General features: G+C 64.8%; 23 protein-coding genes. 8 read left to right on the forward strand and 15 right to left on the reverse strand.

The genetic code is table 11. The annotated features are described in order from the left end of the window. Nucleotide 1: 1 nt before the first annotated feature. On the reverse strand, nucleotides 2–463 hold the full coding sequence (locus DUGA2_RS18195) for a MarR family winged helix-turn-helix transcriptional regulator (RefSeq protein ID WP_070270902.1): 462 nt from the start codon (nucleotides 461–463) through the stop codon (nucleotides 2–4). A gap of 150 nt (nucleotides 464–613) precedes the next feature. Between DUGA2_RS18195 and DUGA2_RS18200 the strand changes: the two genes are divergently transcribed. Next, nucleotides 614–1,033, forward strand: a complete 420-nt coding sequence (locus DUGA2_RS18200) for an organic hydroperoxide resistance protein (RefSeq protein WP_070270903.1) — start codon at nucleotides 614–616, stop codon at nucleotides 1,031–1,033. Next, nucleotides 1,030–2,034 (forward strand): alpha/beta fold hydrolase, encoded by a 1,005-nt coding sequence (locus DUGA2_RS18205; RefSeq protein WP_070270904.1) that lies wholly within the window; start codon nucleotides 1,030–1,032, stop codon nucleotides 2,032–2,034. The genes DUGA2_RS18200 and DUGA2_RS18205 overlap by 4 nt, the downstream gene beginning before the upstream one ends. 83 nt (nucleotides 2,035–2,117) lie before the next feature. Here DUGA2_RS18205 and DUGA2_RS18210 read toward each other — a convergent pair whose 3' ends face one another. Beyond that, nucleotides 2,118–2,999 carry a hypothetical protein gene (locus tag DUGA2_RS18210; protein WP_210402577.1) on the reverse strand — a complete coding sequence of 294 codons (882 nt, stop codon included), beginning with the start codon at nucleotides 2,997–2,999 and terminating at the stop codon, nucleotides 2,118–2,120. 108 nt (nucleotides 3,000–3,107) lie between these two features. Then, nucleotides 3,108–4,691: a tryptophan halogenase family protein gene (locus DUGA2_RS18215; protein WP_070270906.1), complete on the reverse strand. Its 1,584-nt coding sequence runs from the start codon at nucleotides 4,689–4,691 to the stop codon at nucleotides 3,108–3,110. Nucleotides 4,692–4,930: 239 nt separating this feature from the next. On the opposite strand from DUGA2_RS18215, the gene DUGA2_RS18220 reads away from it, so the two are divergent. Continuing rightward, a complete protein-coding gene (locus DUGA2_RS18220) occupies nucleotides 4,931–7,378 on the forward strand; it encodes a TonB-dependent receptor (protein ID WP_070270907.1) in 2,448 nt (815 codons plus the stop codon). 229 nt (nucleotides 7,379–7,607) lie between these two features. On the opposite strand, the gene DUGA2_RS18225 is transcribed toward DUGA2_RS18220, so the two are convergent. Continuing rightward, nucleotides 7,608–8,972 carry an MFS transporter gene (locus DUGA2_RS18225; protein ID WP_210402578.1) on the reverse strand — a complete coding sequence of 455 codons (1,365 nt, stop codon included), beginning with the start codon at nucleotides 8,970–8,972 and terminating at the stop codon, nucleotides 7,608–7,610. A gap of 102 nt (nucleotides 8,973–9,074) precedes the next feature. After that, on the reverse strand, nucleotides 9,075–10,415 hold the full coding sequence (locus DUGA2_RS18230; RefSeq protein ID WP_070270908.1) for a GH1 family beta-glucosidase: 1,341 nt from the start codon (nucleotides 10,413–10,415) through the stop codon (nucleotides 9,075–9,077). 219 nt (nucleotides 10,416–10,634) lie between these two features. Here DUGA2_RS18230 and trmB point away from each other — a divergent pair, with 219 nt between their 5' ends. Continuing rightward, a complete protein-coding gene (gene trmB, locus DUGA2_RS18235) occupies nucleotides 10,635–11,315 on the forward strand; it encodes a tRNA (guanosine(46)-N7)-methyltransferase TrmB (protein WP_070270909.1) in 681 nt (226 codons plus the stop codon). On the opposite strand, the gene DUGA2_RS18240 is transcribed toward trmB, so the two are convergent. Genes DUGA2_RS18240 through DUGA2_RS18255 form a run of 4 tightly spaced genes read right to left on the reverse strand, consistent with a single transcriptional unit; the run spans nucleotide 11,316 to nucleotide 15,310 of the window. Further along, nucleotides 11,316–12,059, reverse strand: a complete 744-nt coding sequence (locus tag DUGA2_RS18240; protein WP_070270910.1) for a transporter substrate-binding domain-containing protein — start codon at nucleotides 12,057–12,059, stop codon at nucleotides 11,316–11,318. It abuts the gene before it with no gap. After that, complete coding sequence (locus DUGA2_RS18245; RefSeq protein ID WP_070270911.1) at nucleotides 12,059–12,568, reverse strand: hypothetical protein; 510 nt, start codon at nucleotides 12,566–12,568, stop codon at nucleotides 12,059–12,061. The genes DUGA2_RS18240 and DUGA2_RS18245 overlap by 1 nt, the downstream gene beginning before the upstream one ends. Before the next feature lie 40 nt (nucleotides 12,569–12,608). Beyond that, complete coding sequence (locus DUGA2_RS18250; RefSeq protein ID WP_070270912.1) at nucleotides 12,609–14,399, reverse strand: amidohydrolase; 1,791 nt, start codon at nucleotides 14,397–14,399, stop codon at nucleotides 12,609–12,611. A 14-nt stretch (nucleotides 14,400–14,413) separates the two neighbouring features. After that, nucleotides 14,414–15,310 carry a DMT family transporter gene (locus tag DUGA2_RS18255; protein WP_070270913.1) on the reverse strand — a complete coding sequence of 299 codons (897 nt, stop codon included), beginning with the start codon at nucleotides 15,308–15,310 and terminating at the stop codon, nucleotides 14,414–14,416. A 124-nt stretch (nucleotides 15,311–15,434) separates the two neighbouring features. Here DUGA2_RS18255 and DUGA2_RS18260 point away from each other — a divergent pair, with 124 nt between their 5' ends. Next, the gene (locus DUGA2_RS18260; protein WP_070270914.1) at nucleotides 15,435–16,358 is read left to right on the forward strand and encodes a helix-turn-helix domain-containing protein; all 924 of its coding nucleotides are present in this window, start codon (nucleotides 15,435–15,437) and stop codon (nucleotides 16,356–16,358) included. On the opposite strand, the gene DUGA2_RS18265 is transcribed toward DUGA2_RS18260, so the two are convergent. Further along, nucleotides 16,355–17,671, reverse strand: a complete 1,317-nt coding sequence (locus DUGA2_RS18265; RefSeq protein ID WP_210402582.1) for an FAD-dependent monooxygenase — start codon at nucleotides 17,669–17,671, stop codon at nucleotides 16,355–16,357. The genes DUGA2_RS18260 and DUGA2_RS18265 overlap by 4 nt on opposite strands. Next, nucleotides 17,613–17,825, reverse strand: coding sequence for an FAD-dependent oxidoreductase (locus tag DUGA2_RS34260; RefSeq protein ID WP_210402579.1), 213 nt, complete (start codon nucleotides 17,823–17,825; stop codon nucleotides 17,613–17,615). The genes DUGA2_RS18265 and DUGA2_RS34260 overlap by 59 nt, the downstream gene beginning before the upstream one ends. A 71-nt stretch (nucleotides 17,826–17,896) precedes the next feature. On the opposite strand from DUGA2_RS34260, the gene DUGA2_RS18270 reads away from it, so the two are divergent. Continuing rightward, nucleotides 17,897–18,538 (forward strand): TetR/AcrR family transcriptional regulator C-terminal domain-containing protein, encoded by a 642-nt coding sequence (locus DUGA2_RS18270; protein ID WP_070270915.1) that lies wholly within the window; start codon nucleotides 17,897–17,899, stop codon nucleotides 18,536–18,538. 3 nt (nucleotides 18,539–18,541) lie between these two features. Here DUGA2_RS18270 and DUGA2_RS18275 read toward each other — a convergent pair whose 3' ends face one another. Beyond that, a complete protein-coding gene (locus DUGA2_RS18275; RefSeq protein ID WP_070271070.1) occupies nucleotides 18,542–19,045 on the reverse strand; it encodes a DUF1993 domain-containing protein in 504 nt (167 codons plus the stop codon). 81 nt (nucleotides 19,046–19,126) lie between these two features. Here DUGA2_RS18275 and DUGA2_RS18280 point away from each other — a divergent pair, with 81 nt between their 5' ends. Further along, nucleotides 19,127–19,588 carry a cupin domain-containing protein gene (locus DUGA2_RS18280; protein ID WP_070270916.1) on the forward strand — a complete coding sequence of 154 codons (462 nt, stop codon included), beginning with the start codon at nucleotides 19,127–19,129 and terminating at the stop codon, nucleotides 19,586–19,588. A 9-nt stretch (nucleotides 19,589–19,597) separates the two neighbouring features. After that, on the forward strand, nucleotides 19,598–20,305 hold the full coding sequence (locus DUGA2_RS18285; protein ID WP_070270917.1) for a hypothetical protein: 708 nt from the start codon (nucleotides 19,598–19,600) through the stop codon (nucleotides 20,303–20,305). On the opposite strand, the gene recQ is transcribed toward DUGA2_RS18285, so the two are convergent. From recQ to DUGA2_RS18300, 3 genes are all read right to left on the reverse strand, one after another. Then, on the reverse strand, nucleotides 20,289–22,112 hold the full coding sequence (gene recQ / locus DUGA2_RS18290) for a DNA helicase RecQ (protein WP_070270918.1): 1,824 nt from the start codon (nucleotides 22,110–22,112) through the stop codon (nucleotides 20,289–20,291). The two genes, DUGA2_RS18285 and recQ, sit on opposite strands and share 17 nt — an antisense overlap. Nucleotides 22,113–22,151: 39 nt before the next feature. Continuing rightward, nucleotides 22,152–22,988 (reverse strand): undecaprenyl-diphosphate phosphatase, encoded by an 837-nt coding sequence (locus tag DUGA2_RS18295; protein ID WP_070270919.1) that lies wholly within the window; start codon nucleotides 22,986–22,988, stop codon nucleotides 22,152–22,154. A 182-nt stretch (nucleotides 22,989–23,170) separates the two neighbouring features. After that, nucleotides 23,171–25,291 carry a M36 family metallopeptidase gene (locus tag DUGA2_RS18300; RefSeq protein ID WP_070270920.1) on the reverse strand — a complete coding sequence of 707 codons (2,121 nt, stop codon included), beginning with the start codon at nucleotides 25,289–25,291 and terminating at the stop codon, nucleotides 23,171–23,173. Between the last annotated feature and the right edge of the window lie 96 nt (nucleotides 25,292–25,387).

Consider the following 25,387-nt stretch of genomic DNA (forward strand, 5'->3'; position numbering starts at 1 on the left):
CCTAGCCCTTGCCCTGTACCGACTTGATCAGGCTGTCGCGCAGCGTGGCGACGGCTTTTTGCACGGCGGAGAATTCGTCCGGCGTCAGGCCGCAGGCGTCCACCAGGTTCATGTCCAGCCCTTTTTCGCGCAGCGCGCGGCCGGCGCCGGTCAGGTTGACCAGCACCTGGCGCTCGTCGCCGGGATCGCGCTCGCGGCGCAGATAACCCATCGTTTCGAGCTTCTTCAGGATGGGCGTGAGCGTGTTCGATTCCAGGAACAGCTTCTCGCCCAGGCTGCCGACGGTCTGGCCGTCCTGCTCCCACAGCGCGATGATGGTGATGTACTGGGTGTAGGTCAGCCCCAGCTCGTCCAGGATGGGCCGGTAGGCCCGGCCGAACGCCAGGTTGGCGGAGTAGATCGAGAAGCATAGAAAATCGGCCAGCTTGCGCGTTTCTTTTTTTGCGGCGGCTTTGGTGCTCATGGCGGTCCTCTTGATCTGGAGATGGTTGATTATACATCGGATGCGATTTGATCGGAAATGCTTGACATTGTTTTTGCCTGGGGTATTATTCGTCACATCCGATTGCATCGGATGCGATATAAACTTAATGCCAACCACCAGGAGCGCACCATGACCCGCATCGAACAAGTGTTGTACACCGCAAAAACCCACACCACCGGCGGCCGCGACGGCAACGCCCGCAGCAGCGACGGCCGGCTGGACCTGAAGCTGTCGCCGCCCGGCGGCAACGGCCAGGGCACCAATCCTGAGCAGCTGTTCGCGGCCGGCTGGTCGGCCTGCTTTATCGGCGCCCTGGGGCATGCGGCGCGGGCGATGAAGGTGCAGTTGCCGGCGGACCTGGCGGTCGATGCCGAGGTCGACCTGGGCACCGCCGGCGGCGCCTACCTGCTGCAAGCGCGCCTGAACGTCAGCCTGCCCGGCCTGGAGCGCGAAGTGGGCCAGGCGCTGATCGACGCGGCGCACCAGACCTGCCCGTACTCCAAGCTCACGCGCGGCAATATCCACGTCGAACTGGCGCTGGCAGCATGAACACCCGGCGCCGCAACTTGCTGACCGGCGCGCTGGCCGCCGTCGGCCTGGCCGCCGCCGAGCTGCCATTCGCATCGCTGGCGCGCGCCGCCGATCTGCCGCAAGCGCTGGCGCCGATCCGCCAGATCCGCGCCGGCGAACTCGATGTCGGCTACTACGAGGCCGGCCCCGCCGACGGCAAGCCGGTGCTGCTGCTGCACGGCTGGCCGTACGACATCCATAGCTACGCCGAAGTGGCGCCGCTGCTGGCGGCGCAGGGCTACCGCGTGATCGTGCCCCACCTGCGCGGCCATGGCAGCACGCGCTTCCTGTCGGATGCGGCGTTCCGCAACGGCCAGCAGGCGGCGGTGGCGCTGGACATCATCGCGCTGATGGATGCGCTGAAGATCCCCAAGGCCATCCTGGCCGGCTACGACTGGGGCGCGCGCACGGCCAACATCATCGCGGCCTTGTGGCCGGAGCGCTGCAAGGCCATGGTTTCGGTGAACGGTTATCTGATCAACAACCGCGAGCGCAACAAGCTGCCGCTGTCGCCGAAGGCGGAACACGGCTGGTGGTATCAGTTCTACTTCGCCACCGAGCGCGGACAGGCGGGCTACCAGGCCAACCGCCGCGAATTCGCCCACCTGATCTGGAAGGCCAATTCGCCGCAGTGGAACTTCGACCAGGCCACCTTCGACCGCAGCGCGGCCTCGTTCGACAACCCGGACTACATCGCCATCGTGATCCACAACTACCGCTGGCGCCTGAGCGTGGCGGACGGCGATCCGAAGTACGACGCGCTGGAGCGCCAGCTGGCGGCCGGCCCGGCGATCGCGGCGCCGACCATCACGCTCGACGGCGACAGCGACGGCGTGGCGCCGGCCACGGACGGCAAGGCCTATGCCGCCCGCTTCACCGGCAAGCGCACGCACCGCGTGATCAAGGGCGTGGGCCACAATCTGCCGCAGGAAGCGCCGCAGGCGTTCGCCCAGGCCGTGATCGACGTCGATGCGTACTAACGAACGAACAGCGCGATCAGGATGACGATGGGAAGTGGAATGCCAAGCAACAGCAGTAGTATCGAACGCATAATCTTCTCCGGTTAGATGGTGGTGCGCACGATGACGCGTGCGTGATCGCGGTTGCGGCCGCCCAGCGTGGCAAACGCGCTGGCGACGAAGGCGCCCAGCAGCAGGGCGACAAACATCCACAACGCCGAATGGGCGGCGGCTTTGCGTGCTTCCTCTGCGGCTGCCATGGCTTTGGCCTTGGCGTCGTTGGCCGCCTGCGCTGCCTGGGCGTAGACCAGGTCCACGCGCTGCGCCGCCTCATCCTGCGTCAGGCCGGTGCGTTTGGCGATCAGCTGCGCCAGATAGCCGCGGTCCTCGGCGCTGATTTTGCCCGAGGGCAGATCGGTGATCAGGATGCGGTTGATTTCATTGCGCTGCGCGTCGGTGGCGGCGTCGCCGTTGGGCGAACGCAGCATCATGTCGGCGAAGTAGGTGCTGCCGCGGCCCGCATCGCGCGCCATGGCTGGCGCGGCGGCGTTGGCGACCGCTGCGCCGGAGTCGATGGCGCCGCTGAGGACGGCGCGCACGCCGCCGGCCAGCACCGCTACCGTGATCAGCGTCGCGACAGCCCAGGCCAGCAGGCCGTGTGCGGTGTCGCGGAAGTGCACCTCATCGCCATGGACGCTGGCCCATTTGACGCGCAGGCGTCCGGCCATGTAGCCGCCGATGCCCGACGCCGCCAGCTGCACGAAGGCGATCCAGGCGACGGCGGCGCTGCCCAGCGGCGTGGCGTTGTACTGATAGGGCGATACCGACGACAGGCCGAGGCCCGTGCCGAGTATCAGCAGGATGAATGACAGCGCGGCGGCAGCGGCGGCGCCGGCGAATACGGCGCCCCACGAAACGCCGGAAGCGTAGCCGTCTCCGAGTTCGTGGCTGGCCATGGCGCCGGCATGTAATGGTTGGGTATGCATGGTCTCTCCTCTGGTTGTAAATATCAAGTAGGGACCATCATGTGCGACGCTCGGGCTCCGGTATGTTCGCGTCCGTACGCTCGGCGCTTTTTAACCGGAATACGACAGTCAGGCGGTCTTGCGCTCGCCGCGCTGGAGGAAGTGGTCGATCAGCGCCCGGTGCGTGGGCAGGTCGGCCAGCGCGCGCTGCGACATCTGCTCGATCATCTGGAACTCCCTGCGCGCTTCATCGAAGCGCGGCAGCGTGCTGGCGTTGGCGTATTGCGCGGTCGGATACTCCATCCCGTACAGCACGTACTGCCAGCTGGACGGCGGATACATCTCCAGGTCCACCACAAAGTCCATGCGGTGCGGCGCGCGGCGGCGCCACATCGCCAGCTTGTCGCGCAGCGATGCGGGGATGCTGGCCGGGTCGGTGTTGTCGGTCCAGAAGGCGTGGTCCCGGCGCTGCGTCAGGCAGTAGTGCAGCTTGACGAAATCGACGATGCGCTCGTAGCGCGCCTTCATCATCTCGTTGAACACCTTGGCCACCGGCGCCATGTCGCCGTCGTGCGGGAACAGGTAGCTGACCAGATAGGCCGCCGTTTCGATCAGGCCGATGCCCGACGATTCCAGCGGCTCCAGGAAGCCGCCCGACAAGCCCACCGCCACGCAGTTCTTCACCCAGTGCTGCTCGCGGTAGCCCACATTGAGCTTGAGCTGGCGCGGATTGAGGCCGTCGCTGGCCTTGCCGATGTAGGCGCGCAGCACCTGCTCGGCGCGGGCGTCGTCGGTGTGGCGGCTGGAGTAGACGTAGCCGATGCCGCGCCGCTGGTGCAGGCCGATGTCCCAGGTCCATCCCGCCTCGTGCGCGGTGGCGATGGTGTAGGAGGGGATGGGGGCGTCGGCCGTATCGTAAGGCACCTGCATCGCCAGCGCGCGGTCGACGAACAGCGTGTCGTTGATGTTGCGGAAGGGCGTGCCCAGCGCGTCGCCGATCAGCGCGGCGCGGAAGCCGGTGCAGTCGATGTACAGGTCGGCCGTCAGCTCGCCGGCTTCCCTGGTGTGCACGGCGCCGATCGCGCCTTGCCCGTCCAGGGACACGCGCTCCACCGTCGCCAGCACATGGCGCACGCCCAACGATTGCGCGTGGGTGCTGAGCAGGGCGGCGAACTTGCCGGCGTCGAAATGGTAGGCGTAGTTCAGCGGTCCCATGAAATCGGCGTCGTTGAAGCGCTTGGGCGCGTGCGATGCGTCGGCCACGCGCTTCTGCATGGTGGCGGCGGCGGCGAAGCCCACGCCCGCAGGCGCGGCGCCCTGCAGCCAGTAGGGCAGCAGTTCCGGGCCGCCGGGGCGCTGGCTGGGCAGGCTGAAGGGATGGAAGTAGTGGTCGTTGCCCGGCGTGCCGGGCGGGCGCACCCAGTCGGTGAACTTGATGCCCTGCTTGAAGGTGGCGTTGCATTCGCGGATGAAGCGCGCTTCGTCGATGCCGATGGCGGCCAGCGTGCCGCGGATCGACGGGAAGGTGCCTTCGCCGACGCCGATGATGCCGATCTCCTTCGATTCCACCAGCGTGATGCGCACGCTGTCCCCGCCGGCGCCCGGACCGGCGTCGGCGCCCAGGGTGCGGGCCAGGAAGGCTGCCGTCAGCCAGCCGGCGGTGCCGCCGCCGACGATCAGGACATTTTTGACTGGTGTTGGTATCGTTTTCATCGTTTTTCCGGTCTCCATCGGCAGGGTGCGCCTCCGCCCTGGCATGCCAGGGAAACAACGCCGCTACAATTTTTAAATTGACATCCGTGATTTGAATTATGTACCATGAAATCGATTTCACAAATAAGGAAAACGGTTTCAGTTGATTTGAAAACGTTTTCAAACAACATGGAATCGTTTTTAACGATGATAAATGTAGCGTCGCACCTCCGCCGCGATCGCTACGACAAAGGAGACTTATGAACGTCCACGTACCGCAGTCCGGGAAGCGCTTGCCGTCCCCGATCCAGTTGGCCATCCTCGCCCTGATGGCCGGCACCAGCGTCGCCGCGTATGCATCGCCGGCCGACGCCCCAGCCGCCGAGCAGTCCACCGCCGCGGCAGCGGCCGCCGCCGACAAAAACTCGACCGCCATCACCGAGGTGTATGTCACCGCGACCAAGCGTTCCACCTCGCTGCAAAAGACCCCGGTGGCCGTGACGGCGCTGAACGCCGCGGTGCTGGACGATAACCATGTGCAGACCTTGCAGGACGTGGTCAACCTGGTGCCAGGCTTCGCCGCCACCGGCCAGGGCGACCACGGCGTGATCACCATGACCTTGCGCGGCATCGGCAACGACAGCGCCAAGACCGAATACGCCGATCCGGAAGTGGCCAGCTTCGTCGACGGCATCTACTCGCCGCGTCCTGAAGGCGCGACCGCGCTGCTGTTCGACCTGGAAGCGATCGAAGTGCTGCGCGGCCCGCAAGGCACGCTGTGGGGACGCAATTCGACGGTCGGCGCAGTCAATATGCAGACCGTGAAGCCGGAAATCGGCAGCAGCGCCGGTAACTTCGAAGCGGGCTACGGCAGCTACGCCCGCCTGGGCGCGCGCGGCGCGGTCAACATTCCGATCAACGACACGATGGCGATGCGCGTGGCGGTGGTGCACGAGCAGCACAACGGCTACGTCAACTACCAGACCGCGCCCAACCTGTCGCTGGCGGACCAGCATGCGGCGGCCGATCCGGTCATCGCCGCATGGAACAAGGCGCATCCGGGCAACCCGATCGCCTTCCAGCCGATCAACACCAACCTGTTCGTCAACAACAACCAGAAGTACAGCGCCCAGGACCAGAGCGCGGCGCGTCTGAGCTTCCTGTGGCAGCCGGCGCCGGGCCTGAAATGGAATGTCGCGTACGAGCACTATATGGACCGCGGCACGCCGAGCATGAACCTGATGCAGACGCCGCGCGCGGGCCAGGAGTTCTGGTCGGCGCTGATCGATACGGCGCCTAGCGTCAACCGCGATTCGCACTCGCTGCGCAGCCGCGTCGACTACGAGATCAACAAAGACATCAGCCTTGCGTACATCGCCGGCTACTCGCGCTTCAACGGCTCGTCGACCTTCGACCAGGATGGCGGCGCGAATATCCCGACCAGCTTCACCAGCAACGGTAGCTACCAGGCCAACAACACCGTCTGGTCCAAGTACAAGAACTACAGCCACGAACTGGAGATCCAGTCGACCGGCAAGCGCGATGTGGACTGGCTGCTTGGCCTGTACTACGCCAATGAGGACAACGGCATCCGCTTCGACATCCCGATCATGAACGGCACCCAGCAGGGCACCGTGGGCTGGCAGGGTTCCTTCATCCAGCCTAAGGAAACCGTGGATTCGAAAGCCGTCTTCGGCCAGGCGACCTGGAACGCCACCGACGCGCTGCACGTGACCGGCGGCGTGCGCTACACCTCGGACGAGCGCAAGAACATCGGCGGCACCAACAACGGCTGGAGCAACCTCGATGCGCCGCAGATTCCTGTCAGCCCGTCGATGAATCCACTGGGCGGCGGCACCGGCTTCACGACCTACCAGCACAACGACGGCGTGTTCACCGACCACAAGCTGACTGGCCTGGTGCGCGCGAGCTACGAGATCGACAAGAACAATATGGTCTACGCCAGCGTATCGACCGGCTACAAGTCGGGCGGCCTGCAGGATGGCGGCGTGCCATATGGTTCCGAGACGCTGACCAACTACGAGATCGGTTCGAAGAGCACCTTCTTCGGCGGCACGGTGCGGATGAACAACTCGGCTTACTATGAGAAGTTCAAAGGCTTCCAGTTCAGCGCACCGGTGACGTATGCGGACGGCACGCGCGGCCTGGCGACCAGCAATGCGGAAGGTGCGAAGATATGGGGTATCGAGACGGAGATCGCGGCCAAGATCACGCGTGAAGACCGCGTGCAGTTCACCGCCGCGTACACCAACGCCACGCTGAAGCATCTGATCGGCGGCAGTAACGATTACGTGCTGCCGGCCTGCACGGCGCCCGGCATCACCAACCCGTGCCTGGACGTGAGCGGCAACACCATGCCGCACTCGCCGAAGTTCAGCGCGCAGGTCATGTACCAGCACAGCTTCGCGCTGGACAGCGGCACGCTGATCCCGCGCATCAGCGCGCACTACGAGACGGCCAGCTGGCTGAGCGTGTTCAACCTGGGTGAACCGGACAAGCAGAAGGCTTATACCCGTACCGACCTGGGTCTGCGCTTCGATTCCAATTCGAAGTGGTACTTCGATGCCTACGTCCGCAACGCGGAAGACGCGAAGATCAAGACCAGCGCGATGAACGCCAACGGCCCGTGGCAAGCGCAATACCTGCCGCCGCGCACCTTCGGCATCAACGTCGGCAAGTCGTTCTAAGCACGGAGTTGTTCCTGTAGTCCCAGTTGTAGTGGTCTTCCCACCCCTCGTCCCGTAAAGGCCGAGGGGTTTTTTTTATCCGGGGTCAGGTCCCCCATTTCCACACGGGCTAGTCCGTAGAACCAATTAAGGCAGTGCTCGTGTAGAAATGGGGGACCTGACCCCGGATTGAGATGGAAAAAGGGCCGGCGTTTTTAGCGCCGGCCCTTTTACTTGTTCTCTTACCGACTTAATCCTTGTGGTGGAACGGCGCGTACCAGGTGACGATGAACGAGGGTATCGTCGCGGCCATCACCAGCCAGAAGTAGTGCACATAACCCAGCGCCTGCTGCAAATGGCCGCTGACGATGCCCGTCACCATCATGCATAAACCCATCAGGCCCGTGCCGAATGCGTAGTGGGTCGTCGTGTATTTACCGGGCGCCAGCTGTTGCATCAGGTAGATCATGAAACCCACCGAGCCGAAACCGAAGAAGAACTTCTCGATCGCCACGCCGGCGCTGATCACCAGCAGGTTGTCCGGCTGGTAGACGCTCATCAGCAGGAAGGTGACGTTGGGGATGTTGACCGCGCAGCACAGCACGAATAAGGTCGCCGGCAGGCCGCGCCGCGCGACGAAGATCCCGCCCAGCAGGGAACCAAGCAGCACGGCGATCAGGCCGTACGTGCCGTAGATCAGCCCCAGCATCTCGTTCGACAATCCCAGCCCGCCCTGCGCCACCGGATCGACCATGAAGAAGGGACCGATCTTTTCCAGCAGCCCGATACTGAGCCGGAACAGGAAGGCAAACGCCACCATCGTCCACACATCGCGCTTCTGGAAGAAGGTGACGAAGGAATCCTTGAGGATGAAGGCCGCTTCGGCCACCGAGGATGGCGCGTTCTCCGCCTTGGCGCCGTCCGGCATCACGCGCATATGCCACAGCGCCGCCACGATGGTGATCGCCGCCACGATGAAGAAGATGATGCGCCACGATTCGATCCACTCCGGCCCGAACACGCCGGCCTGGTGATGGAAGTAGTGCGTGTGCAGCCAGCCGCTCAGGTACACCATGCCGCCCGAGGCGACGATGGGACCGATGTTCCAGCTCAGGCTCTGGATGCCGCAGAACAGCGATTGCGTCCTGGCGTCCAGCGAGGTGACGTAGACGCCGTCGGAGGCGATGTCCTGCGTGGCGCCCACCAGCGACAGCACGCCGAACAGGAACACCATCACCACCATGTAGTCCGGCAGCGACATCGCCAGCGCCACGCCGGCGAAGCCGACGCCGATGATCAGCTGAGCGCACAGCACGAAGAACTTCTTGGTTCGGTACATCTCGACGAAGGGCGCGAACAGCGGCTTGATGGTGTAGGCCAGGATCAGGTAGCTGGCGTACTGCGCGGCCTGGCCGTTGTCCATGCCCAGGTTCTTGAACATGATGGAGGTGACGCTGGTGAGCATCATGTAGGTCAGCGCCATCGCGAAGTAGCCGCTGGGGACCCACAGCATCGGCGTGCCGCGCGCGAACATGGCGCGCAGCAGCGATGGCGGTTGAATGGCGGCGGGTGCTTGCTGTTCCTGCGCCGGCGCGGCGGATGGTGCGGTTTGCATGATGTCGTCCTCGTTATTCTCGTTGGAGTGTAAAGCATCAGGCTCTGCGGCCTGTAGAAAGGAAAACGCCGGCATCTGCGCCGGCGGGTTAAAACGCTTGCTCTAGGCCGCGTGCGCGGTGCGCTGCGGCCTTTGTTTCAACAGATAGTCGCGGTACCAGTGCGCGCTGTGCTTCAGCGTTCGCTTCTGCGTGGCGTAGTCGACATGCACGATGCCGAAGCGCTTCGCGTAACCGGAGTTCCATTCGAAGTTATCCAGCAGGCTCCAAAGGAAGTAGCCCTGGATGTCCACGCCTTGTAGCCGCGCGTCGTTCAGCGCCTTCAGGTGGCGCAGCACGAAGTCGATACGCGCCTCGTCCGGGATCTCGCCGTCGACGATCACGTCCGGGTTGGCCATGCCGTTCTCGGTGATGTAGATCGGCGGCAGATCGTATTCGGCCTTCAGTTTCAGCAGCAGCTCGGTCAGGCCGTCGGGGAAGATCTCCCAGCCCATGTCGGTGGTGCCCAGCTTCGCTTCCGGCTGGCGCGGCGGCGTCTCGGCCGAGCAGTAGGCGCGGAAGTAGTAGTTCACGCCGAGGAAGTCGATCTTGTGCTGGATGTCCTTGAAATCGTTCTCGTGGACCACCGGCGCGTTGTCGCCGTGGCCCTGCAGCGCCAGTTCCGGGTACTTGCCCTTGAAGATGGGGTCCATGAACCACTGCACCGAGCGCGCGTATTCGAATTCCGCCATCGCCTTGTCTGCGGCGCTGTCGGTGGCCGCGTCGGCGGTCCACTGATTGAGCACGATGCCCAGCTGCGCGCTGCTGCCCACCGCGCGCATCGCCTGCATCGCCAGCCCGTGCGACAGCAGCAGGTGGTGCGACACCTGTATCGACTGCTTCAGGTCCGCCACGCCCGGCGCGAACTGCGCATTGCCGTAACCCAGGTTGGCCGTGCACCATGGCTCATTATGCGTTGCAATCGTTTTCAAGCGCGAGCCAAAACGACGCGCCACTTCGCCGGCATAGTCGGCAAAGCGGTAGGCGGTGTCGCGATTGAGCCAGCCGCCGTCGTCCTGCAGCCCTTGCGGCAGGTCCCAGTGGTACAGCGTGACATGGGCGTCTATGCCCTTGGCCTCCAGCTCGGACAGCAGCCGGTCGTAGAAGGCGAAACCGGCTTCGTTCCACGCGCCTTTGCCCTGTGGCTGCACGCGCGACCATGCCATCGAGAAGCGGTAGGCGTCCACGCCCAGGCCGGACATGATGGCCACGTCTTCCGGGTAGCGGTGGTAGTGGTCGCAGGCGACATCGCCATTGCTGCCGTCGATGACTTTGCCGAGGGTGTGGCTGAAGGTGTCCCAGATCGACGGCCCCTTGCCGTCGGCGGCCGCGCCGCCTTCAATCTGGAACGCGCTGGTGGCCACGCCCCAGGTGAACGAGGGCGGGAATTGCGTGAAATCGGTCATGTTGATGTCGCTTGAGGATTAACGGGAGTGCTTGAAAACGTTTTCAAGCCACTGAACACGATTAGACCTGAACTCAAACTGGGTGTCAATCATTTGCTGAAGCGGGGCGGCGGGGGAGGCGGGAGGGGCCTGGGCGGCTGATATAATGCTGCCTCATTGATTATCGACCCAGTTCATCCCATGTCTTCCGATACCCCTAAAGACGGCCCAGCGCGGCCTATGCTCTACGACCCGACCGAACACCGCATCCGCAGTTTCGTCACCCGCGCCGGCCGCCTGTCGACGGCGCAAGCGCGCGCGCTGGAAGAGCTGAGCCCGAAGTACATGATCGAATACGCCAAGGCGCCGCTCGACTACGAGCAGGCCTTCGGCCGCAAGGCGCCGGTGGTGCTGGAGATCGGCTTCGGCATGGGCGGCACCACGGCGCACATCGCCGGCGTGATGCCGGAGAAGGACTTCATCGGCGTGGAAGTGCACACGCCCGGCGTGGGCAGCCTGCTCAAGCTGATCGAAGAGCAGGGCCTGACCAATCTGAAGGCGATCCAGCACGACGCGGTCGAAGTGCTGAACCAGATGATCCCGGACGGCTCGCTGCACGGCGTGCACATTTATTTCCCGGACCCTTGGCACAAGGCCCGCCACAACAAGCGCCGCCTGATCCAGTCACCGTTCGTCAAGCTGCTGGTTCAGAAGCTGGCCGTGGGCGGCTACCTGCACTGCGCCACCGATTGGGAAGACTACGCGGTGCAGATGCTGGAAGTGCTGGGCGCGGAAGAGGGCTTGCAGAACACCGCCGACGGCTATGCGCCGCAGCCTGCTTATCGTCCGCTGACCAAGTTCGAAAACCGCGGCCTGAAACTGGGCCACGGCGTGTGGGACCTGGTCTTCACCAAGAAGTAATTATTTGCGCAGCCGGACGATGGCGGCGTTCAAGCGTTTGAACGTCTCGTCCGGCACCGACTTGCTGCACCACAGGCGACGCTCGTAGCCTTTGTACAGGTCGGAGAAGTAGATCCGCTTGTAGTGCGAAGCGGGATACCCCGAAGCCTTGACGGCTTCCTCCAGCTCCTCCTCCGTGATGAAGAAGTAATCGATGCTGTGCCGGCGCAGCATGTCCAGCAGCTGCTGGGTGTCGGCCGTGGTGGGGATGGTGGTCGTCTTGTAGCGCAGCAGGCCGCGGTCGATCGCGACGCCGTAGGAGGCGCCCCGGTTCACCACGGCGCGCAGGTTCTTGTCGGTCAGCGTGTCCTTCAGCGGCTCTTCATCGTGCATGGCCGTGTTGCCGCTCCAGGTCAGCGCGAACGGGCGCTTGTCTTCGTACACCACTTCCGAGAATTTGCCGGTGCGTTCGCGCTCCGGCGTTTGCAGCCAGCCCAGCATGCAGGCGGGTTCCTGGCCGTCCTGCATCAGCACCAGTTGCATCTTGGCCGGCGTTTGCCGCACCTGGAAGGGAATGCCGGCGGCCTTCAGCGCGGCGATGGCGGGCCTGGCGACGTGGCCGGTCAGCACGCCGCGCGAGTCGGCGTAGTGCAGCGGCGGGCTTTGCGAAAAGTGCAGCGCCAGCGGCAAGGCCGGCGCAGGCGCCGGCGTCTGGGCAGGTGCGGCGCCTGCCGCCATCAGCAGGGACAGGGCGAACAGCTTCATCACTTCTCCAGCGGCTCCATGTCCAGCACCACGACATACGACAGGCGGCCGTTCTGCCACACGCCGCCGCCGCGCACCTGTGCCTCGCAGCTGGTGATGCGGCCTTCGATCTCCTTGTGCTTCAACAGCGCGCGGAAAGTCAGCGATGCCTTGGGCGACAGGTAGCCCGTCATGCGGCCGCCGAGGAAGACCGCAACGGCGGCGCTTTCATAGGGATTGACGTCGTCCGGCACCAGCGTGGCCAGGTAGGGCGCGGCGGCAGCCTGGTCGCCATGGTCGCCGGCCAGCGCCTTGAGCGTGGCCTGGTAGCGCGATTCGTTGACCACTTCGACCAGGAAGCGGCCGTCGTCGGACCAGTGCAGCACGGGAGCGCCTTCGGGCAGCGCCGGCTCGTAGGGCGTGGCCGGACGTGCCGGCAGCTGCATCGGCTTGGCCGGATTGGTCTTGATGATCGCGTAGACCACCAGGCCGGTGACGGCGATGATCAGCAGGGAGATGGCGAGTTCCATGGCGGGCTTGTTTATGCCTGTTTATCTAAAGGCCGACATCTTAACGCATGCCCTTGGCCTGATACACAATTTTGCCGCCCACCATAGTCTGCAGCACCTTGATGTTGGCGATGTCCTCGGCCGGGATGGTGAAGAAGTTCCGGTCCAATACGATCATGTCGGCCAGCTTGCCCGGCTCCAGCGAACCGGTAAGCGCCTCCTGGCGCAGCGTGTAGGCGGCGTTGAGCGTGATGGCGCGCAATACGGCGGCGCGCGGCATGCCGGGCTGCGGCCCCAGCGTGCCCCCATACTCCTTGCCGGCGTTGGGTGCGGCGGTGCGGGTCACGCCGACCTTGAGCGCGAACCATTCGTCGAGCGGATCGACCGGCCAGTCGCTGCCGAAGGCGATGCGCGCGCCGGCGTTCAGCAGCAACGCCTGCGGTTCGACGATGGCGTAGCGCTGCGGGCCCATGTAGTCCTTCAGCGCGCCCACGGTGTCCGGCGCCGGCTTCCCCCACTGGAGGGACAGCACCGGCGTCACATCCAGCTTGGCGAAGCGCGGGTAGTCGGCCGGGGCGACGATTTCGTCGTGCGCCAGTGCGGGCCGCATGGCCTTGCCGGCCGGCGTGGCGCGCAGGGCTTCGATGGCGTCCAGCGATTCGCGCACGGCGCGGTCGCCGTCGACGTGGATGTGCGGATCGATGCGGGCGTTGGCCAGTTCGGTCAGCGTGGTCTTCAGCGCCTCTGGCGAGAAGTAGCTGGCCGGGCCGGTGCTGGCGCCGGGCTGCCAGTCCGGCTTGTCCGCCGTGCCCTTGTTGACCAGGTAGGGTTCCAGCATGGCGCCGGTGAAGGCTGGCGCGGAGATCACGCCGTCCATGAACAGCTTGGCGTGACGCACCTGCATCGACGGCGCGACGACGGTCGGTCCCTGGTCGAACTGCTTCTGCTGCTTGAGCAGCTCGGCCACCGCGCTTTGCGGCGTGGCGCCTTTATCGAGGTCGATCAGCACAGCGAAGTGGGCGCGCGCCGTCAGCTTGCCCTGCTTGTGCAGGTCGGCGAAGGCGGTCATGGTTTCGGGATCGGTGTAGGCATCGAGGAAGCTGGTGATGCCCTGCTTGCGCATCGCCGCCAGCGCGGCCTTGGAGGCGGCCAGGTTCTCGGCCACGGTCAGCGGCGGCAGCAGGTTCATCGCCATGTCCTGCGCGGCGTCCTCCAGCAGGCCGGTGGCGTCGCCCTTGGCGTCGCGGGTGATCTTGCCGCCGGCGGGATCGGGCGTGTCGCGCTTGATGCCGGCCAGTTGCACGCCCTTGGTGTTGAGCAGCGCGGAGTGGCCGAAGGAGGAGCGCACGATGATGGGGCGTTCGGTCTTCAGCGCGTCGAGCATGGCGGCGGTGGTTTCCACGCCATCCGGCAGCATCCCTTGCTGGAACCAGTTGACCACCACCAGCCAGCGGTCGGCGCCGGACTTCTTGTCCTTGTCGAGACAGGCCTGGATGCGCGACTGGAACTGGGCGACGGTCAGCGCCTCGTAATCGAGGCTGCAGTTGAGCAGGCGGCTGCCGCCCGATTGCGGGTGCATATGGCCGTCGATCAGGCCGGGCATCAGCATGCGACCGTGCAGGTCGATGACTTTGGTCTTCTTGCCGGCCAGCGGCCTGGCGCCGGCATTGTCTCCCACGTAGACGATGCGGCCGGCGCGCACGGCCAGCGCTTGCTGCACGCTGTCCTTGGCGTCGACGGTGTAGATGTAGCCGTTGCGGTAGATGGTGTCGGCCGGCGCCGGGGCGGCCGATGCCGGCGCCCCTGCCTGTCCTGCGAGCGCCAGCGTCAGCGCGGCGGCGTATCGGTTCATGCGTTCCCCTGTTTTTATGCGGCTCCCATCGCCTTGGCGCGCGGCGCCAGCGGCAGGAACGCCAGCAGGTTCCCCGCCAGTACCAGCGCCAGCCCGGTCAGGGCGGTCGGCGTCCAGTGGTAGCCTTCATAGATCGTTGAAATGGTCAATGCCACGATGGGGAATAATACCGTGGAATAGGCCGCGCGGTCCGGTCCTATGCGGCCGACCAGCAACAGGTAGGCGGTGAAGCCGATCACCGAGCCGGGGATCGCCAGGTAGAGCAGGGCGCCGACATAGCGCGTGGTCGGCTCCAGCGCGAACGGCATGCCCAGCGCCAGCGCCGCCACGCCCAGCGTGGTGGAGCCGATCAGCATGGCCCAGCTGTTGGTCAGCCACGGCGTCAGCCCCATGGATTGCATGCGGCTCGACAGCAGGTTCCCGCAGGAGAAGCACAGCGTGCCGCCCAAGGTCAGCGCGAGGCCCATCATCACCTTGCTGTCGTGCCAGTGGCCCGCCATCTGCGGCGCGAACAGCAACACGATGCCGGTCAGGCCGAGCAGGGCGCCCACCATCACCTGGCGGCGTATCGGCCGGCCGAGGAAAATGCGGCCGTTGATGGCGTTCCACAGCGGCGCGGTGGAGAACACCACCGCTTCGAGGCCGCTGGTGATCCACTGGCTGGCGTAGTAGAAGCACAGGAAGTTCAGGCAGAACAGCGCCATGCCCTGGGCGAACAGGTAGCGCCAGGCCTGGCGCGGCGGCCACCACGGCTTGCGGGTGACGAGCAGGAATCCCATCAGCACGGCGGCGGCCAGCCAGAAGCGGTAGGCGATCGACACCGGCGCCGGGACTACGCCCAGCTGGAAGGTGATGGCGATCCAGGTGGTACCCCAGATCAGGACGGTGAGCAGGTAGAGGAAGATATTCATGCCGCCAGCATGCCGGATGGGCGCGGGCGGCGCTTGTCTAAAATTGCGCATATCGGCCGACCGCCAGCGGGGAGTGGGCGCTCCATGCTAGACTTTAAGCCAACTCTTACTGAATGTCCGCGCCGTGCCAGCCCGTCCTCCGAACGCCACTAATGCCTCTCCCGACCGCGCGCCGGACGGCCTGATTTCGCACGCGGTGTTCCGCACCATGTCCGAAACGGACGCGGTGCTGGAGCGCTTCGCCTGGCTGGGCGACGACCTGGCCGTAGCCATCTGGCGCCGCGACACCGAGGTCGCCGAGACCAGCTACAACAAGCCGGGCCACCACACGCTGTCCTACTACATGGGCGGCGGCTACCGCACCGAGCGCGACGAACTTCCCGGCCTGTACGGAGCGCCGGAGCGTCTGTGCACGCTGCCGGACTGGCACGAGTCCAGCTGGACGGTGCGCGGGCCGCTGCGCTTCCTGCACGTCTACTTCCTGCCCGAGCATTTCACGCGGCGCGCGGTGGTGGAGCTGGACCGCGAGCCGCGCGAGATCACGCTGGCCGACCGCACCTACTTCGAGCATGAACGCATCGGCAAGCTGTGCGCCGGTCTGGCGGATATGTCGTGGGACGGCGCGGACGGCCAGCTGCGCGCCAACGAGGTGGCGCACGAGACCTTGAGCCACCTGCTGCTGTCGCAATCGATGCCCCAGCACCAGCAACGCGTGCGGGGCGGACTCGCGCCGGTGGTGCGGCGGCGGCTTGCCGACTACATCGAGGCGAACCTTGGACAGAATATCTCGCTGGGCATGCTGGCGCAGCTGGCGTGCATGTCGGAGTACCACCTGGCGCGGATGTTCAGGATCTCGTTCGGCATGCCGCCGTCGGCGTGGATCGCGGCGCGTCGCGTGGAGCATGCGCGGCTGCTGTTGAAGACCACCGACCAGCCCTTGCAGCAGATCGCCGACGCCTGCGGCTACGCGGACCTGAGCCACTTCAGCCACCGCTTCCGCGACAGCGTGGGTGCGCCGCCCAGCCGCTACCGCAGCATCGTCGCCTAGGCCAGCGCGTAGTCCGCGTAGCCATCCGGACGTATCAGCAATGCACGCGGCCCGGCCGCCATTAGCTCCGCTTGCGAAGCGCCCAAGTCCGGCGACGGCGCAAGCGCCGCGCTGGCGGTGCGCAGCCTGCCGGGGCAAGCCACCGCATGCGGGGCGTCTTCGCGCAGGCGCAGATACAGCCACTCGCCTTGATGCAGAAGACCATGCAGGCTGCCGCCGTCGGCCAGCGTCATCTCGGGGATGCGGCGGCCGCTCCACTCGGGCAGCACCGGCGCGGGCGGCTCGCTCAACGCGGCGCCGTAACCTATGCCCAGGCCGGAGATTTGCAGCGCCAGTTTCAGGTTGACCTCGGGCTGCGTCAGCAAACCGCTGATCTCCGCGCGCAGGGCCAGGCCGCGCTGGTCGAAAGACGTCAGCAGCGCCGTCTGCGCCATCGTGTTGCGGAACAATTGGGCGCCGAGCGGATGGCGTTCGTTGTGATAGCTGTCCAGCAGCCCTTGCGGCGCCTGGCCCCTCACCACGGCCGCCATTTTCCATCCGAGATTGAAGGCGTCCTGCATGCCGACGTTCATGCCCTGACCGCCGGCCGGCATGTGGATGTGCGCGGCGTCGCCGGCCAGGAAGATCCGGCCCTGGCGGTATTGCGCCGCGTGCCGCGTCTCGTCGGAGAAGCGCGACAGCCAGCGTGCTTGCGAGGGCAGGTAGTCGCAGCCGGCGATGCGCCGCGCGCCGTCGGCCAGTTCCTCCAGCGTTACCGGTTCGGCGACAGGCACGTCGCGGCGGCGCGCGTCCAGCACGATCAGGCGGTGATACACGCCGTCGCCCAACGGCACGATCATCAGCACACCCTCCTGGTTCACCTTCATCAGCGCGGGCGCCGGCAACGGCGCGCGCAGCTGCACGTCGCCCAGCATCGTGGTGGTGCCGGCTTCCACGCCGTCGAAGGCGATGCCGGCTTGCCGCCGCACCGCGCTGCGCGCGCCGTCGCAGCCGGCGAGGTAGGCGCCGCTGAAGGTGAAGCGCTGCCCGCCCGCGGTTCCGGATGCGTGGACACCCGCGTCGTCCTGCCACGTTTTGTCGACCGTGGCGTCGCGCTGCACGCGCACGCCCAGTTCGCGTGCGCGCTCCTCCAGCAGTTGTTCCGTCAGCGATTGCGGTATCACCAGCTGAAACGGATAGCCGCTATCGAGCGCGGAAAAATTCAGCATCGTCTCCAGCGCGCCGTAGTGGCCGACGCCGAAAGGCCGTCCGCGCTCAAGGAAGCGCGGGGCCAGGCCGCGCAGGCCCAGCGTCTCGATGGTGCGGGCGTGCATGCCGAGGGCCAGTGCCGAGGGCGCGCGAGTCGCGTACCGGTTCGCTGCGGCGTTCCAGCAGTACCACGTCCACCCCGACCAGCCGCAGTTCGCAGGCCAGCAGCAATCCCACCGGGCCGGCGCCCACGACGATGACATCGGTATCTGATTTCATTTTTTCTCCAATCTAACGGTGTTAGGTATAGTAAACTAACATCGTTAGACTTGAATGCAAAGGATTTTTTGATGGCCATACAAAAAGAGCAAGTCGTCGCCAAGGCGCTGGAACTGCTGGACGAGGCGGGGTTGGACGGCTTGACCATGCGTCGCCTGGCCGATGCGATGGAGATCAAGGCGGCCTCGCTGTACTGGCACTTCGCCAACAAGCAGGTGCTGCTCGATGCGATGGCCGATGCGCTGGTGGCGGAGGTGGCGCTTGATCCGGGCGGGCCGGGGCGGCCTTGGCGCGAGCGGGTGGCCGAGGTGGCCGGCGAAATGCGCGGCGCGCTGCTGGCGCGGCGCGACGGCGCCCGCGTGTACGCCGGCACCTATGTGACGACCGAGAATGTGCTGCGGGTTGGCGACGCGCTCATGGCGCCGCTGCGCGAGGCCGGCGCCGGCACGCGGCTGGCGTCGTGGGGCGCCTTCAGCGTGCTGTATTTTTTGCTGGGCTTTGTGATGGAGGAAAGCGGCCTGGCGCGGAACGCCATGCCGGCGGCCGAACTGGATCAACGCGCCGAGGCGTTCCAGGCGGCGGCGCTGGCCAGGTTTTCCCACCTGGCCGCGGCGCGCGAGGACATTTTCAATCCCGACTTCGAAGCGCGCTTCCGCTTCGGTTTGGATCTGCTGCTCGACGGTTTGGCGGTGCGCCTGGCGGCGGGGGAGTAGCCCCTAGCTTGCCGGACGTTCGAACGAGAAGCCGGGCGCGTACAGGTGGTAGCCGTCGAAGTCCTGCTTGCCGATGTCCGCGCCGTGGCTGCGCGCGATGGCGTAGGCCATGCTGAAGTGGAAGTAGAAATTGGGCAGGATGTAGAGGTTCAGATATTCGTCGGCGGGCAGTGCGATGTCGGCGAAGCCGGCGCGGTCGCGGCACAGGCGGTCGGCCGGGCCTTCGAACTGCTGCGGCGGGATCGCGGCGATGTAGGCGATGGTGTCGTCGATCTGCTGCGCCAGCGCGGCAAAGGACACCTCGGCGCCATCGAAACTGACCGGCGGCAGGCCCGCCAGCGGGCAGCAGCCGCGCAGCGCGAAATTGCAGGTGGCCCGTACCTGCGAGGCAAACGGCAGCATCTCCGCATGCAGTCGCGCGGTGAGGATTTCCGGCTTTACTTTCGCCTTGTCGATGATCGCCGCCAACTGGCCGAGATAGCGATTAAAAATAGTCGGTGCAAGCATGTTTTTCTCTTTCAGGTTCTTCACGGGAGCACGGGGATGGTATCCTAAAATCCGCCTGAGTCCACCCACGGAGCCTTTTCCATGCCTGTATTTACCCAAGATCAGCTTGTCGTCGAGGCCAGCCCGGTGCAGGGTTCTCCCGAACCGAATCAAACGCTGTGGATCAGCGAGACCGGGGAGCTGACGCAGTTCGGCGCGTTCATCGAAGTCCTGCAGCCTGGGTGCAGATCTTCTATCAAGCATTGGCACAGCGCTGAAGACGAGATAGTGTATGTGCTGGCCGGCGAGATCACCGTGGTCGAGGGCGCATCCGAGATACGCATGCGGGCTGGCGACGTCGCGACCTTCTGCGCGGGAGTCCCGGTTGGCCACTATCTGGAAAACCGGAGTTCCATCCCAACGCGTTGCCTGGTCGTCGGCACCCGGGCGGCGGTCGATCGGATCACTTACCCGGAGCACGATCGGGTTTGCCTGAGGGACCGTTCGCTGCCTGACGACATATGGACCGACCTGGATGGCCGGCCCTCATCCAGCCCGTACTAGTAGCTCTGCATGCGCAGCGGGCTAGGCATCAACAAACAAAAATCCTACGATAAGGATGCAGTGATGACAAAGCGATCCAGGAAATTTGCACAACTAGTTGGCGAAAAAATTTCCAGCGTCGAGCTGATCGGCGATTGTTTGATTTACTCTCCACCCCATCATATCGTCCGGGGTTTTTCGTTAGAGCGCACTTTGGATAAGGACGAATTCTATATGTGGAATATCGTTGTGCCATTATTTTGCGCGAGCATGACGAATATGACCCTCAACTACAGCAATCGATTTTCTTTAGCCGAAGATAGAAATCAGCAAAAAATTAATATCTGCACGGATGAAAAGGAACTTTCGGGTTTAGTTGCGCAAAGATTGAACGAGAAAATTATTCCTGCCTGGGCCGAAATGTTCAGCGTCAAGAACTTCTTACGCGAGTTCGATCCGCGAGGTGACTGTGGTCGCATAAACATGGCCCTCGATCTGGCGATTGCTCATTGTCTGGGCGGCAGTGCAAGAATTGGCAAAGAGAAGCTTGAGAAAGTTCTCGAATTCGAAACGGAGTCACCAATTGCGCCACAAGTGCGGGAAGAGGCCGCAGGCTTACTTAACGCCTTGGAAAAAGGTAACGGTCCTTTTCAGGATGCGATCACGGTGATTGAAAATGCAAACATAATGAAGCACTTTCCATCCCTGACGCGAATACACGCTATTCCATCTCGCTGATCATGGCGACGATCTCGTCGCCGTAGGACGCCAGCTTCTTCTCGCCGACGCCGGAGATGCCGCGCAGGTCCGACAGCGTGGTCGGACGCGCCTTGGCGATCTCGCGCAGCGTGGCGTCGTTGAAGATGATGTAGGCCGCCACGTCGTGCGCGCGCGCCGTCTCCACCCGCCACCAGCGCAGCTTGTCGAAGATGGCCTGCTCGCGCGGCGACAGGTCGCTCTCCACGTAACCCTTAGACGCCTTGCTCGGACTCTTCTGCTTGACCGGCTTCTGGTACTGGCGCAGCTGCACCTTCTGCCCGCCCTTCAGCACCGGACGCGCCGCATCGGTCAGCTTGAGCGAGCTGTATTGTTCATGGTCGACCGTCACCAGTCCCAGCGCGATCACCTGGCGCAGGATGGCGCGCCACTCGGCCTCGCTGCGGTCGGCGCCGATGCCGAACACCGACAGCGAATCGTGATGCCAGGTCTTGATGCGGTCCGTCTCCACCCCGCGCAGCACTTCGATCACATGGCCGGCCGCGAAGCGCTGGTCGACGCGGTACACCGCCGACAGCAGCTTCTGCACCGGCACCGTGCCGTCGAAGGACACCGGCGGGATCAAACAGGTGTCGCAGTTGCCGCAAGGGCCGGAGGCTTCGCCGAAATAGTCGAGCAGGCGCACGCGCCGGCAGCTCAGCGTTTCGCACAGGCCCAGCATCGCATCGAGCTTGTTGCCCAGCACCCGCTTGAAGGTCTCGTCGGCTTCCGATTCGTCGATCATCCGCCGCTGCAGCACCACGTCCTGCAGGCCGTAGGCCATCCAGGCGCTGGACGGCTCGCCGTCGCGGCCGGCGCGGCCGGTCTCCTGGTAGTAGCCCTCGATACTCTTGGGCAGGTCCAGGTGGCAGACGAAGCGCACATTCGGTTTGTCGATGCCCATGCCGAAGGCGATGGTGGCGCACATGACGATGTTCTCTTCGCGCAGGAACTTGGCCTGGTTGGCCGCGCGCTTGGCGTGGTCCATGCCGGCGTGGTAGGCCATGGCGCGCACGCCGTTCTCGTTGAGGAACTCCGCCGTCTCCTCGACCTTCTTGCGCGACAGGCAGTAGACGATGCCGCAGTCGCCGCCATGCTCGGTGGTGATGAAGTCCAGTAGCTGCTTGCGGCCGTTGGCCTTCTCGACGATCTGGTAGCGGATGTTGGGGCGGTCGAACGAGGACACGAACTGCATCGCATCGCCCAGCTGCAGGCGGTGGATGATCTCGGCGCGGGTCTGCGGATCGGCGGTCGCGGTCAGCGCGATGCGCGGCACGTTGGGGAACTGCTCGTGCAGCACCGACAGCTTGATGTACTCCGGCCGGAAGTCATGCCCCCATTGCGATACGCAGTGCGCCTCGTCGATGGCGAACAGCGCGATCTTCGACGCCTGGAACAGGTTCAGGCAGCGCTCCGTCATCAGGCGCTCGGGCGCCACGTAGACCAGGTCGATCTCGCCGGTGCGCACCAGGCGCTCGATGCGGCTGGCTTCTTCGTAAGTCTGGGTGGAGTTGAGGAAGGCGGCGCGCACGCCCACTTCGGCCAGCGCGTCCACCTGGTCCTGCATCAGCGCGATCAGCGGCGAGACCACCACGCCGACGCCGTCGCGCACCAGCGCGGGGATCTGATAGCACAGCGACTTGCCGCCGCCGGTGGGCATCAGGACCAGCGCGTCGCCGCCACCGCTGACATGGCCGACGATCTCCGCCTGCTGGCCGCGGAAGGCTGGGTAGCCGAACACGGTCTGCAGCAGTTGAAGGGCGCGCTCGTTATTTTCCTGATGATCCATTGCTACTACTCGATTCCGACGACAAAACTACAAAAAGGTTTAATCGGCCCAGACGATGACGCCGGAGTAACCGGTGACAAGCACCATCAGGCCGAAGGCGATGCGATACCACGCGAACGCGGTGAAGGTGTGCGAGCTGATGTAGCGCAGCAGCCAGCGCACGCACAGGAAGGCCGAGACGAAGGCCGCCACGGTGCCGATGGAGAACAGCGGCAGGTCGGAGGCCGACAGCAGCGCGCGTTCCTTGTACAGCGAATACACGGTGGCGCCCAGCAGCGTGGGGATCGCCAGGAAGAACGAGAACTCGGTCGCGACCTTGCGCGAGAAGCCGAAGATCATGCTGCCCATGATGGTGGCGCCGGAGCGGCTGGTGCCCGGGATCAGCGCGAACGCCTGGGCGATGCCGATCTTGAGCGCGTCCTTCGGCGTGATGTCGTCGACCGAATTGATGCGGGCCATGGCCGGATTGTCTTTTTCGCGCTTTTCCACCCACAGGATGACGAAGCCGCCGACGATGAAGGCCAGCGCCACCGGCACCGGCGCGAACAGCTTGGCCTTGATGGCTTTGCTGAACAGCACGCCCAGCACGGCGGCCGGCAGGAAGGCGATCAGCACGTTGAGCGCGAAGCGCTGCTGTTTCGGGTCGCCCAGGCCGGTCAGCACGGCGGCGATGCGCGCGCGGTACTCCCAGCAGACGGCGAAGATGGCGCCCGCCTGGATGACGATCTCGAACACTTTCATTTTTTCTTCCAGGCCATGGAAGCCCAGCAGGTGTTCCGCCAGAATCAGGTGGCCGGTCGAGGAGATCGGCAGAAATTCGGTGAAACCTTCTACCAGGCCCATGATCAGGGCTTTGAGTGCGAGAACGATATCCATGAGGTAAGTAATGAGTTGGTGGGAGTGGGGCCTCACGTGGAGCGCCGGGGTCGAAGCTTACCATGTTCGCGGCCTCCGATTCTGAATCTGACTCAAGGGTAATGGGCTTTTCCCCGCCGGGACAAAAAAAACGCCCCGGAACGGGGCGTTGGAAGAAGACCTGCGTACTGCGTCGGGTGCGATTACCAGCTGGCCTTGAGCGTGTACTTGCCGCTGGTGGCGCCGGTGCCGCCGCTGTAATAGATGACCTTGGCGTACAGCGTGCCGGCGGTGCCGTAGCTGACGCTGTCGGCCGAGCCCGTGCCGTTGGTGCTGGACGCCACCTTGGTGCCGGCGCTGTTGTACAGCTCCAGGTCGTAGTCCGAGCTGGCGTTCGGCGCCAGCGTGACGGTCAGCGTTTTGCCGGCCGGCAGCACGATCTTGTAGTAGTCGACGTCGGACGAGGCGCTGAACGTGCCGTTGACCGTGGTGCCGGCGGTGCTGACGGCCTGCGCGGTGGCGGTGGTGTTGTTGCTCTCCACTTCGTTGATGGTCGGGCCGCTGACCACCGACGACAGGATGTTCTGCGCCTCGAACTTGGCCTGGAAGGTGTTGGCGTAGCTCAGGTCCGACGGGTACAGCGCCTTGGCCGCGTTGACGATGGCGGTGGCCATGGCCGGCATCTTGATGTTGCTGCCCAGGCCGAAGTGCGCCTCCAGGATGATCTGGTCGATATTGGCGCGCGGCTTGCCGGCGGCGATCAGCTCCACCATGGACTGGTACAGCGGCGCCGACCACAGTTCGTCGGACTGGAAGGTGATGCCGTTCTCGGTCACGGACTGGTGCGCGCCGTAGGTCTTGGCGGCGTTGTACTTGACGTTGGTGCGGTTCAGCAGGCGGCCGCCCCAGCAGGCGCCGTGGCCGTCCCAGCTGAACGCCCATTCCGGATGGTAGATCTTGCCGTTCGGCGTGCTGTAGGAGTAGGACGCGGCCCAGTAGTCGCCGAAACCTTCGCCCATGGCGCCGGTGTCGCCGCCGCTCCAGCTCGAATTGATGTTGGCCTGGATGCCGTGGCCGTATTCGTGCAGGATGACGTCGGCGTCTTCGCTGTCGTTGACGCAGCCGTGGCCGAAGGCCAGGTAGTCCGAGCCGGCGGCGCCGCCGCTGTAGTGCGAGTTGTCGTCGCCGTTGACGCCGTCGGTGTCGACGTCCAGCGGACGGTTGATGATGGACTTGGTGCCGGTGAAGCCCAGCGACTGGATGTAGCGCTGGCTCTGGTCCAGGTGGAAGTAGACGTTGGTGTCGTCGAAGGCGTTGCTGCCGCGCTTGGCCGTCCACACGCCGTTGGTGGTGGTGCTGGGCGCGGTGGCCGGGGATTCGATGTTCTTGATGTTGACGAACGGGCCGCTCAGCTTGTACACGCCGCCGGTCACGGTCAGGTCGCGCAGCGTCTTGGTCGAGTAGGCGGCGTCGAAGGCGGAGGCGGGCGAGGTGTCGGTCAGCGCGTCGGTGTTGAGCACGGTGCGCGGATCGGGATCGAAGGCGTAGCCGGAACCGTTGATGCCGGACGGCGTGGCCAGCGCCACGGCGGCCGATTGCGCACTCAGCTGCGAGCGCGAGTTCTGGCTGCTGTTCACGGCCTTGGTGGCGGCGGTGCGGTCCAGCACGGGGCCGGCCGACGCGGCACGCGCGGCCAGCGAACGCTCGCCCTTGCGCGGCAGCGAGGTGGAGTAGGAATCGATGACCGCGCCGTCATGCGCGTTCAGGTATTGCACGAAGCCGCCGGTCGGCATTTGCGCCTCGATGCGCACCTTGCGGGCCAGTTGCACGCCGTCCTTGGTCGGCACCCACACCAGTTCGGTCGATGGCGTGGCCACCAGCGGATGCTGCACCTTCATATTGGTCCAGGCTTTGTCCAGTGCCTGGTCTTCGCTGATCTGGGCCTGGTTGTACAACTGGTTGACGGCGCTGGCGTCGACCTTGTCGGAGATGTAGCGGGTTTCGTTGAAGATCTTTTGCAGCTGGCCGTTCTTGCCGATCGAGATGATGATCTCGGCCCGGTCCACCGGCAGGCCGCGCAGCATTTGCTGGTAGTGGTAGTGCTTGCCGGTCAGGGATTCCTGCACCTTGACCAGGCCCAGGTTGCTCAGCGAGGCGGGCAGGCCGAAGCGGGCGGCGTTCTGGCGCAGCACGTCGTCGGCCGAGGTGGCCGCGGTGCCGGAGAATACCGTCAGGTTTTCAACCGAGTAGCTGCCGGCGTGCGCGGTACCCGCGTAGGCCAGGACGATCAGGGAAGCAAGTAGTGGGCGGGCAAATTGGCGCATGCTGCATGGACTCCTTTAAATGGGATGTAGTTTGGATGCGAGCCTTGTGGGTGCCAAACGAGTATAGCCACGCCTTTTTGCCATTTGTAAAATCAG

Origin of the sequence: Duganella sp. HH101, from assembly GCF_001758795.1 — a bacterium.
GTDB lineage: Bacteria > Pseudomonadota > Gammaproteobacteria > Burkholderiales > Burkholderiaceae_D > Rugamonas > Rugamonas rivuli.

What these genes read in the sequence shown, in the direction of transcription:
- DUGA2_RS18240 (WP_070270910.1), bottom strand. Translation starts at nt 12,059, where the DNA reads ATGAAGCTGTTCGCCCTGTCCCTGCTGATGGCGGCAGGCGCCGCACCT.
- DUGA2_RS18195 (WP_070270902.1), bottom strand. Translation starts at nt 463, where the DNA reads ATGAGCACCAAAGCCGCCGCAAAAAAAGAAACGCGCAAGCTGGCCGAT.
- DUGA2_RS18285 (WP_070270917.1), top strand. Translation starts at nt 19,598, where the DNA reads ATGCGCAGCGGGCTAGGCATCAACAAACAAAAATCCTACGATAAGGAT.
- DUGA2_RS18250 (WP_070270912.1), bottom strand. Translation starts at nt 14,399, where the DNA reads ATGAACCGATACGCCGCCGCGCTGACGCTGGCGCTCGCAGGACAGGCA.
- DUGA2_RS18205 (WP_070270904.1), top strand. Translation starts at nt 1,030, where the DNA reads ATGAACACCCGGCGCCGCAACTTGCTGACCGGCGCGCTGGCCGCCGTC.
- DUGA2_RS18245 (WP_070270911.1), bottom strand. Translation starts at nt 12,568, where the DNA reads ATGGAACTCGCCATCTCCCTGCTGATCATCGCCGTCACCGGCCTGGTG.
- DUGA2_RS18215 (WP_070270906.1), bottom strand. Translation starts at nt 4,691, where the DNA reads ATGAAAACGATACCAACACCAGTCAAAAATGTCCTGATCGTCGGCGGC.
- DUGA2_RS18230 (WP_070270908.1), bottom strand. Translation starts at nt 10,415, where the DNA reads ATGACCGATTTCACGCAATTCCCGCCCTCGTTCACCTGGGGCGTGGCC.
- DUGA2_RS18270 (WP_070270915.1), top strand. Translation starts at nt 17,897, where the DNA reads ATGGCCATACAAAAAGAGCAAGTCGTCGCCAAGGCGCTGGAACTGCTG.
- DUGA2_RS34260 (WP_210402579.1), bottom strand. Translation starts at nt 17,825, where the DNA reads ATGAAATCAGATACCGATGTCATCGTCGTGGGCGCCGGCCCGGTGGGA.
- DUGA2_RS18275 (WP_070271070.1), bottom strand. Translation starts at nt 19,045, where the DNA reads ATGCTTGCACCGACTATTTTTAATCGCTATCTCGGCCAGTTGGCGGCG.
- DUGA2_RS18255 (WP_070270913.1), bottom strand. Translation starts at nt 15,310, where the DNA reads ATGAATATCTTCCTCTACCTGCTCACCGTCCTGATCTGGGGTACCACC.
- DUGA2_RS18220 (WP_070270907.1), top strand. Translation starts at nt 4,931, where the DNA reads ATGAACGTCCACGTACCGCAGTCCGGGAAGCGCTTGCCGTCCCCGATC.
- DUGA2_RS18210 (WP_210402577.1), bottom strand. Translation starts at nt 2,999, where the DNA reads ATGCATACCCAACCATTACATGCCGGCGCCATGGCCAGCCACGAACTC.
- recQ (WP_070270918.1), bottom strand. Translation starts at nt 22,112, where the DNA reads ATGGATCATCAGGAAAATAACGAGCGCGCCCTTCAACTGCTGCAGACC.
- DUGA2_RS18265 (WP_210402582.1), bottom strand. Translation starts at nt 17,671, where the DNA reads ATGCACGCCCGCACCATCGAGACGCTGGGCCTGCGCGGCCTGGCCCCG.
- trmB (WP_070270909.1), top strand. Translation starts at nt 10,635, where the DNA reads ATGCTCTACGACCCGACCGAACACCGCATCCGCAGTTTCGTCACCCGC.
- DUGA2_RS18280 (WP_070270916.1), top strand. Translation starts at nt 19,127, where the DNA reads ATGCCTGTATTTACCCAAGATCAGCTTGTCGTCGAGGCCAGCCCGGTG.
- DUGA2_RS18300 (WP_070270920.1), bottom strand. Translation starts at nt 25,291, where the DNA reads ATGCGCCAATTTGCCCGCCCACTACTTGCTTCCCTGATCGTCCTGGCC.
- DUGA2_RS18295 (WP_070270919.1), bottom strand. Translation starts at nt 22,988, where the DNA reads ATGGATATCGTTCTCGCACTCAAAGCCCTGATCATGGGCCTGGTAGAA.
- DUGA2_RS18200 (WP_070270903.1), top strand. Translation starts at nt 614, where the DNA reads ATGACCCGCATCGAACAAGTGTTGTACACCGCAAAAACCCACACCACC.
- DUGA2_RS18225 (WP_210402578.1), bottom strand. Translation starts at nt 8,972, where the DNA reads ATGCAAACCGCACCATCCGCCGCGCCGGCGCAGGAACAGCAAGCACCC.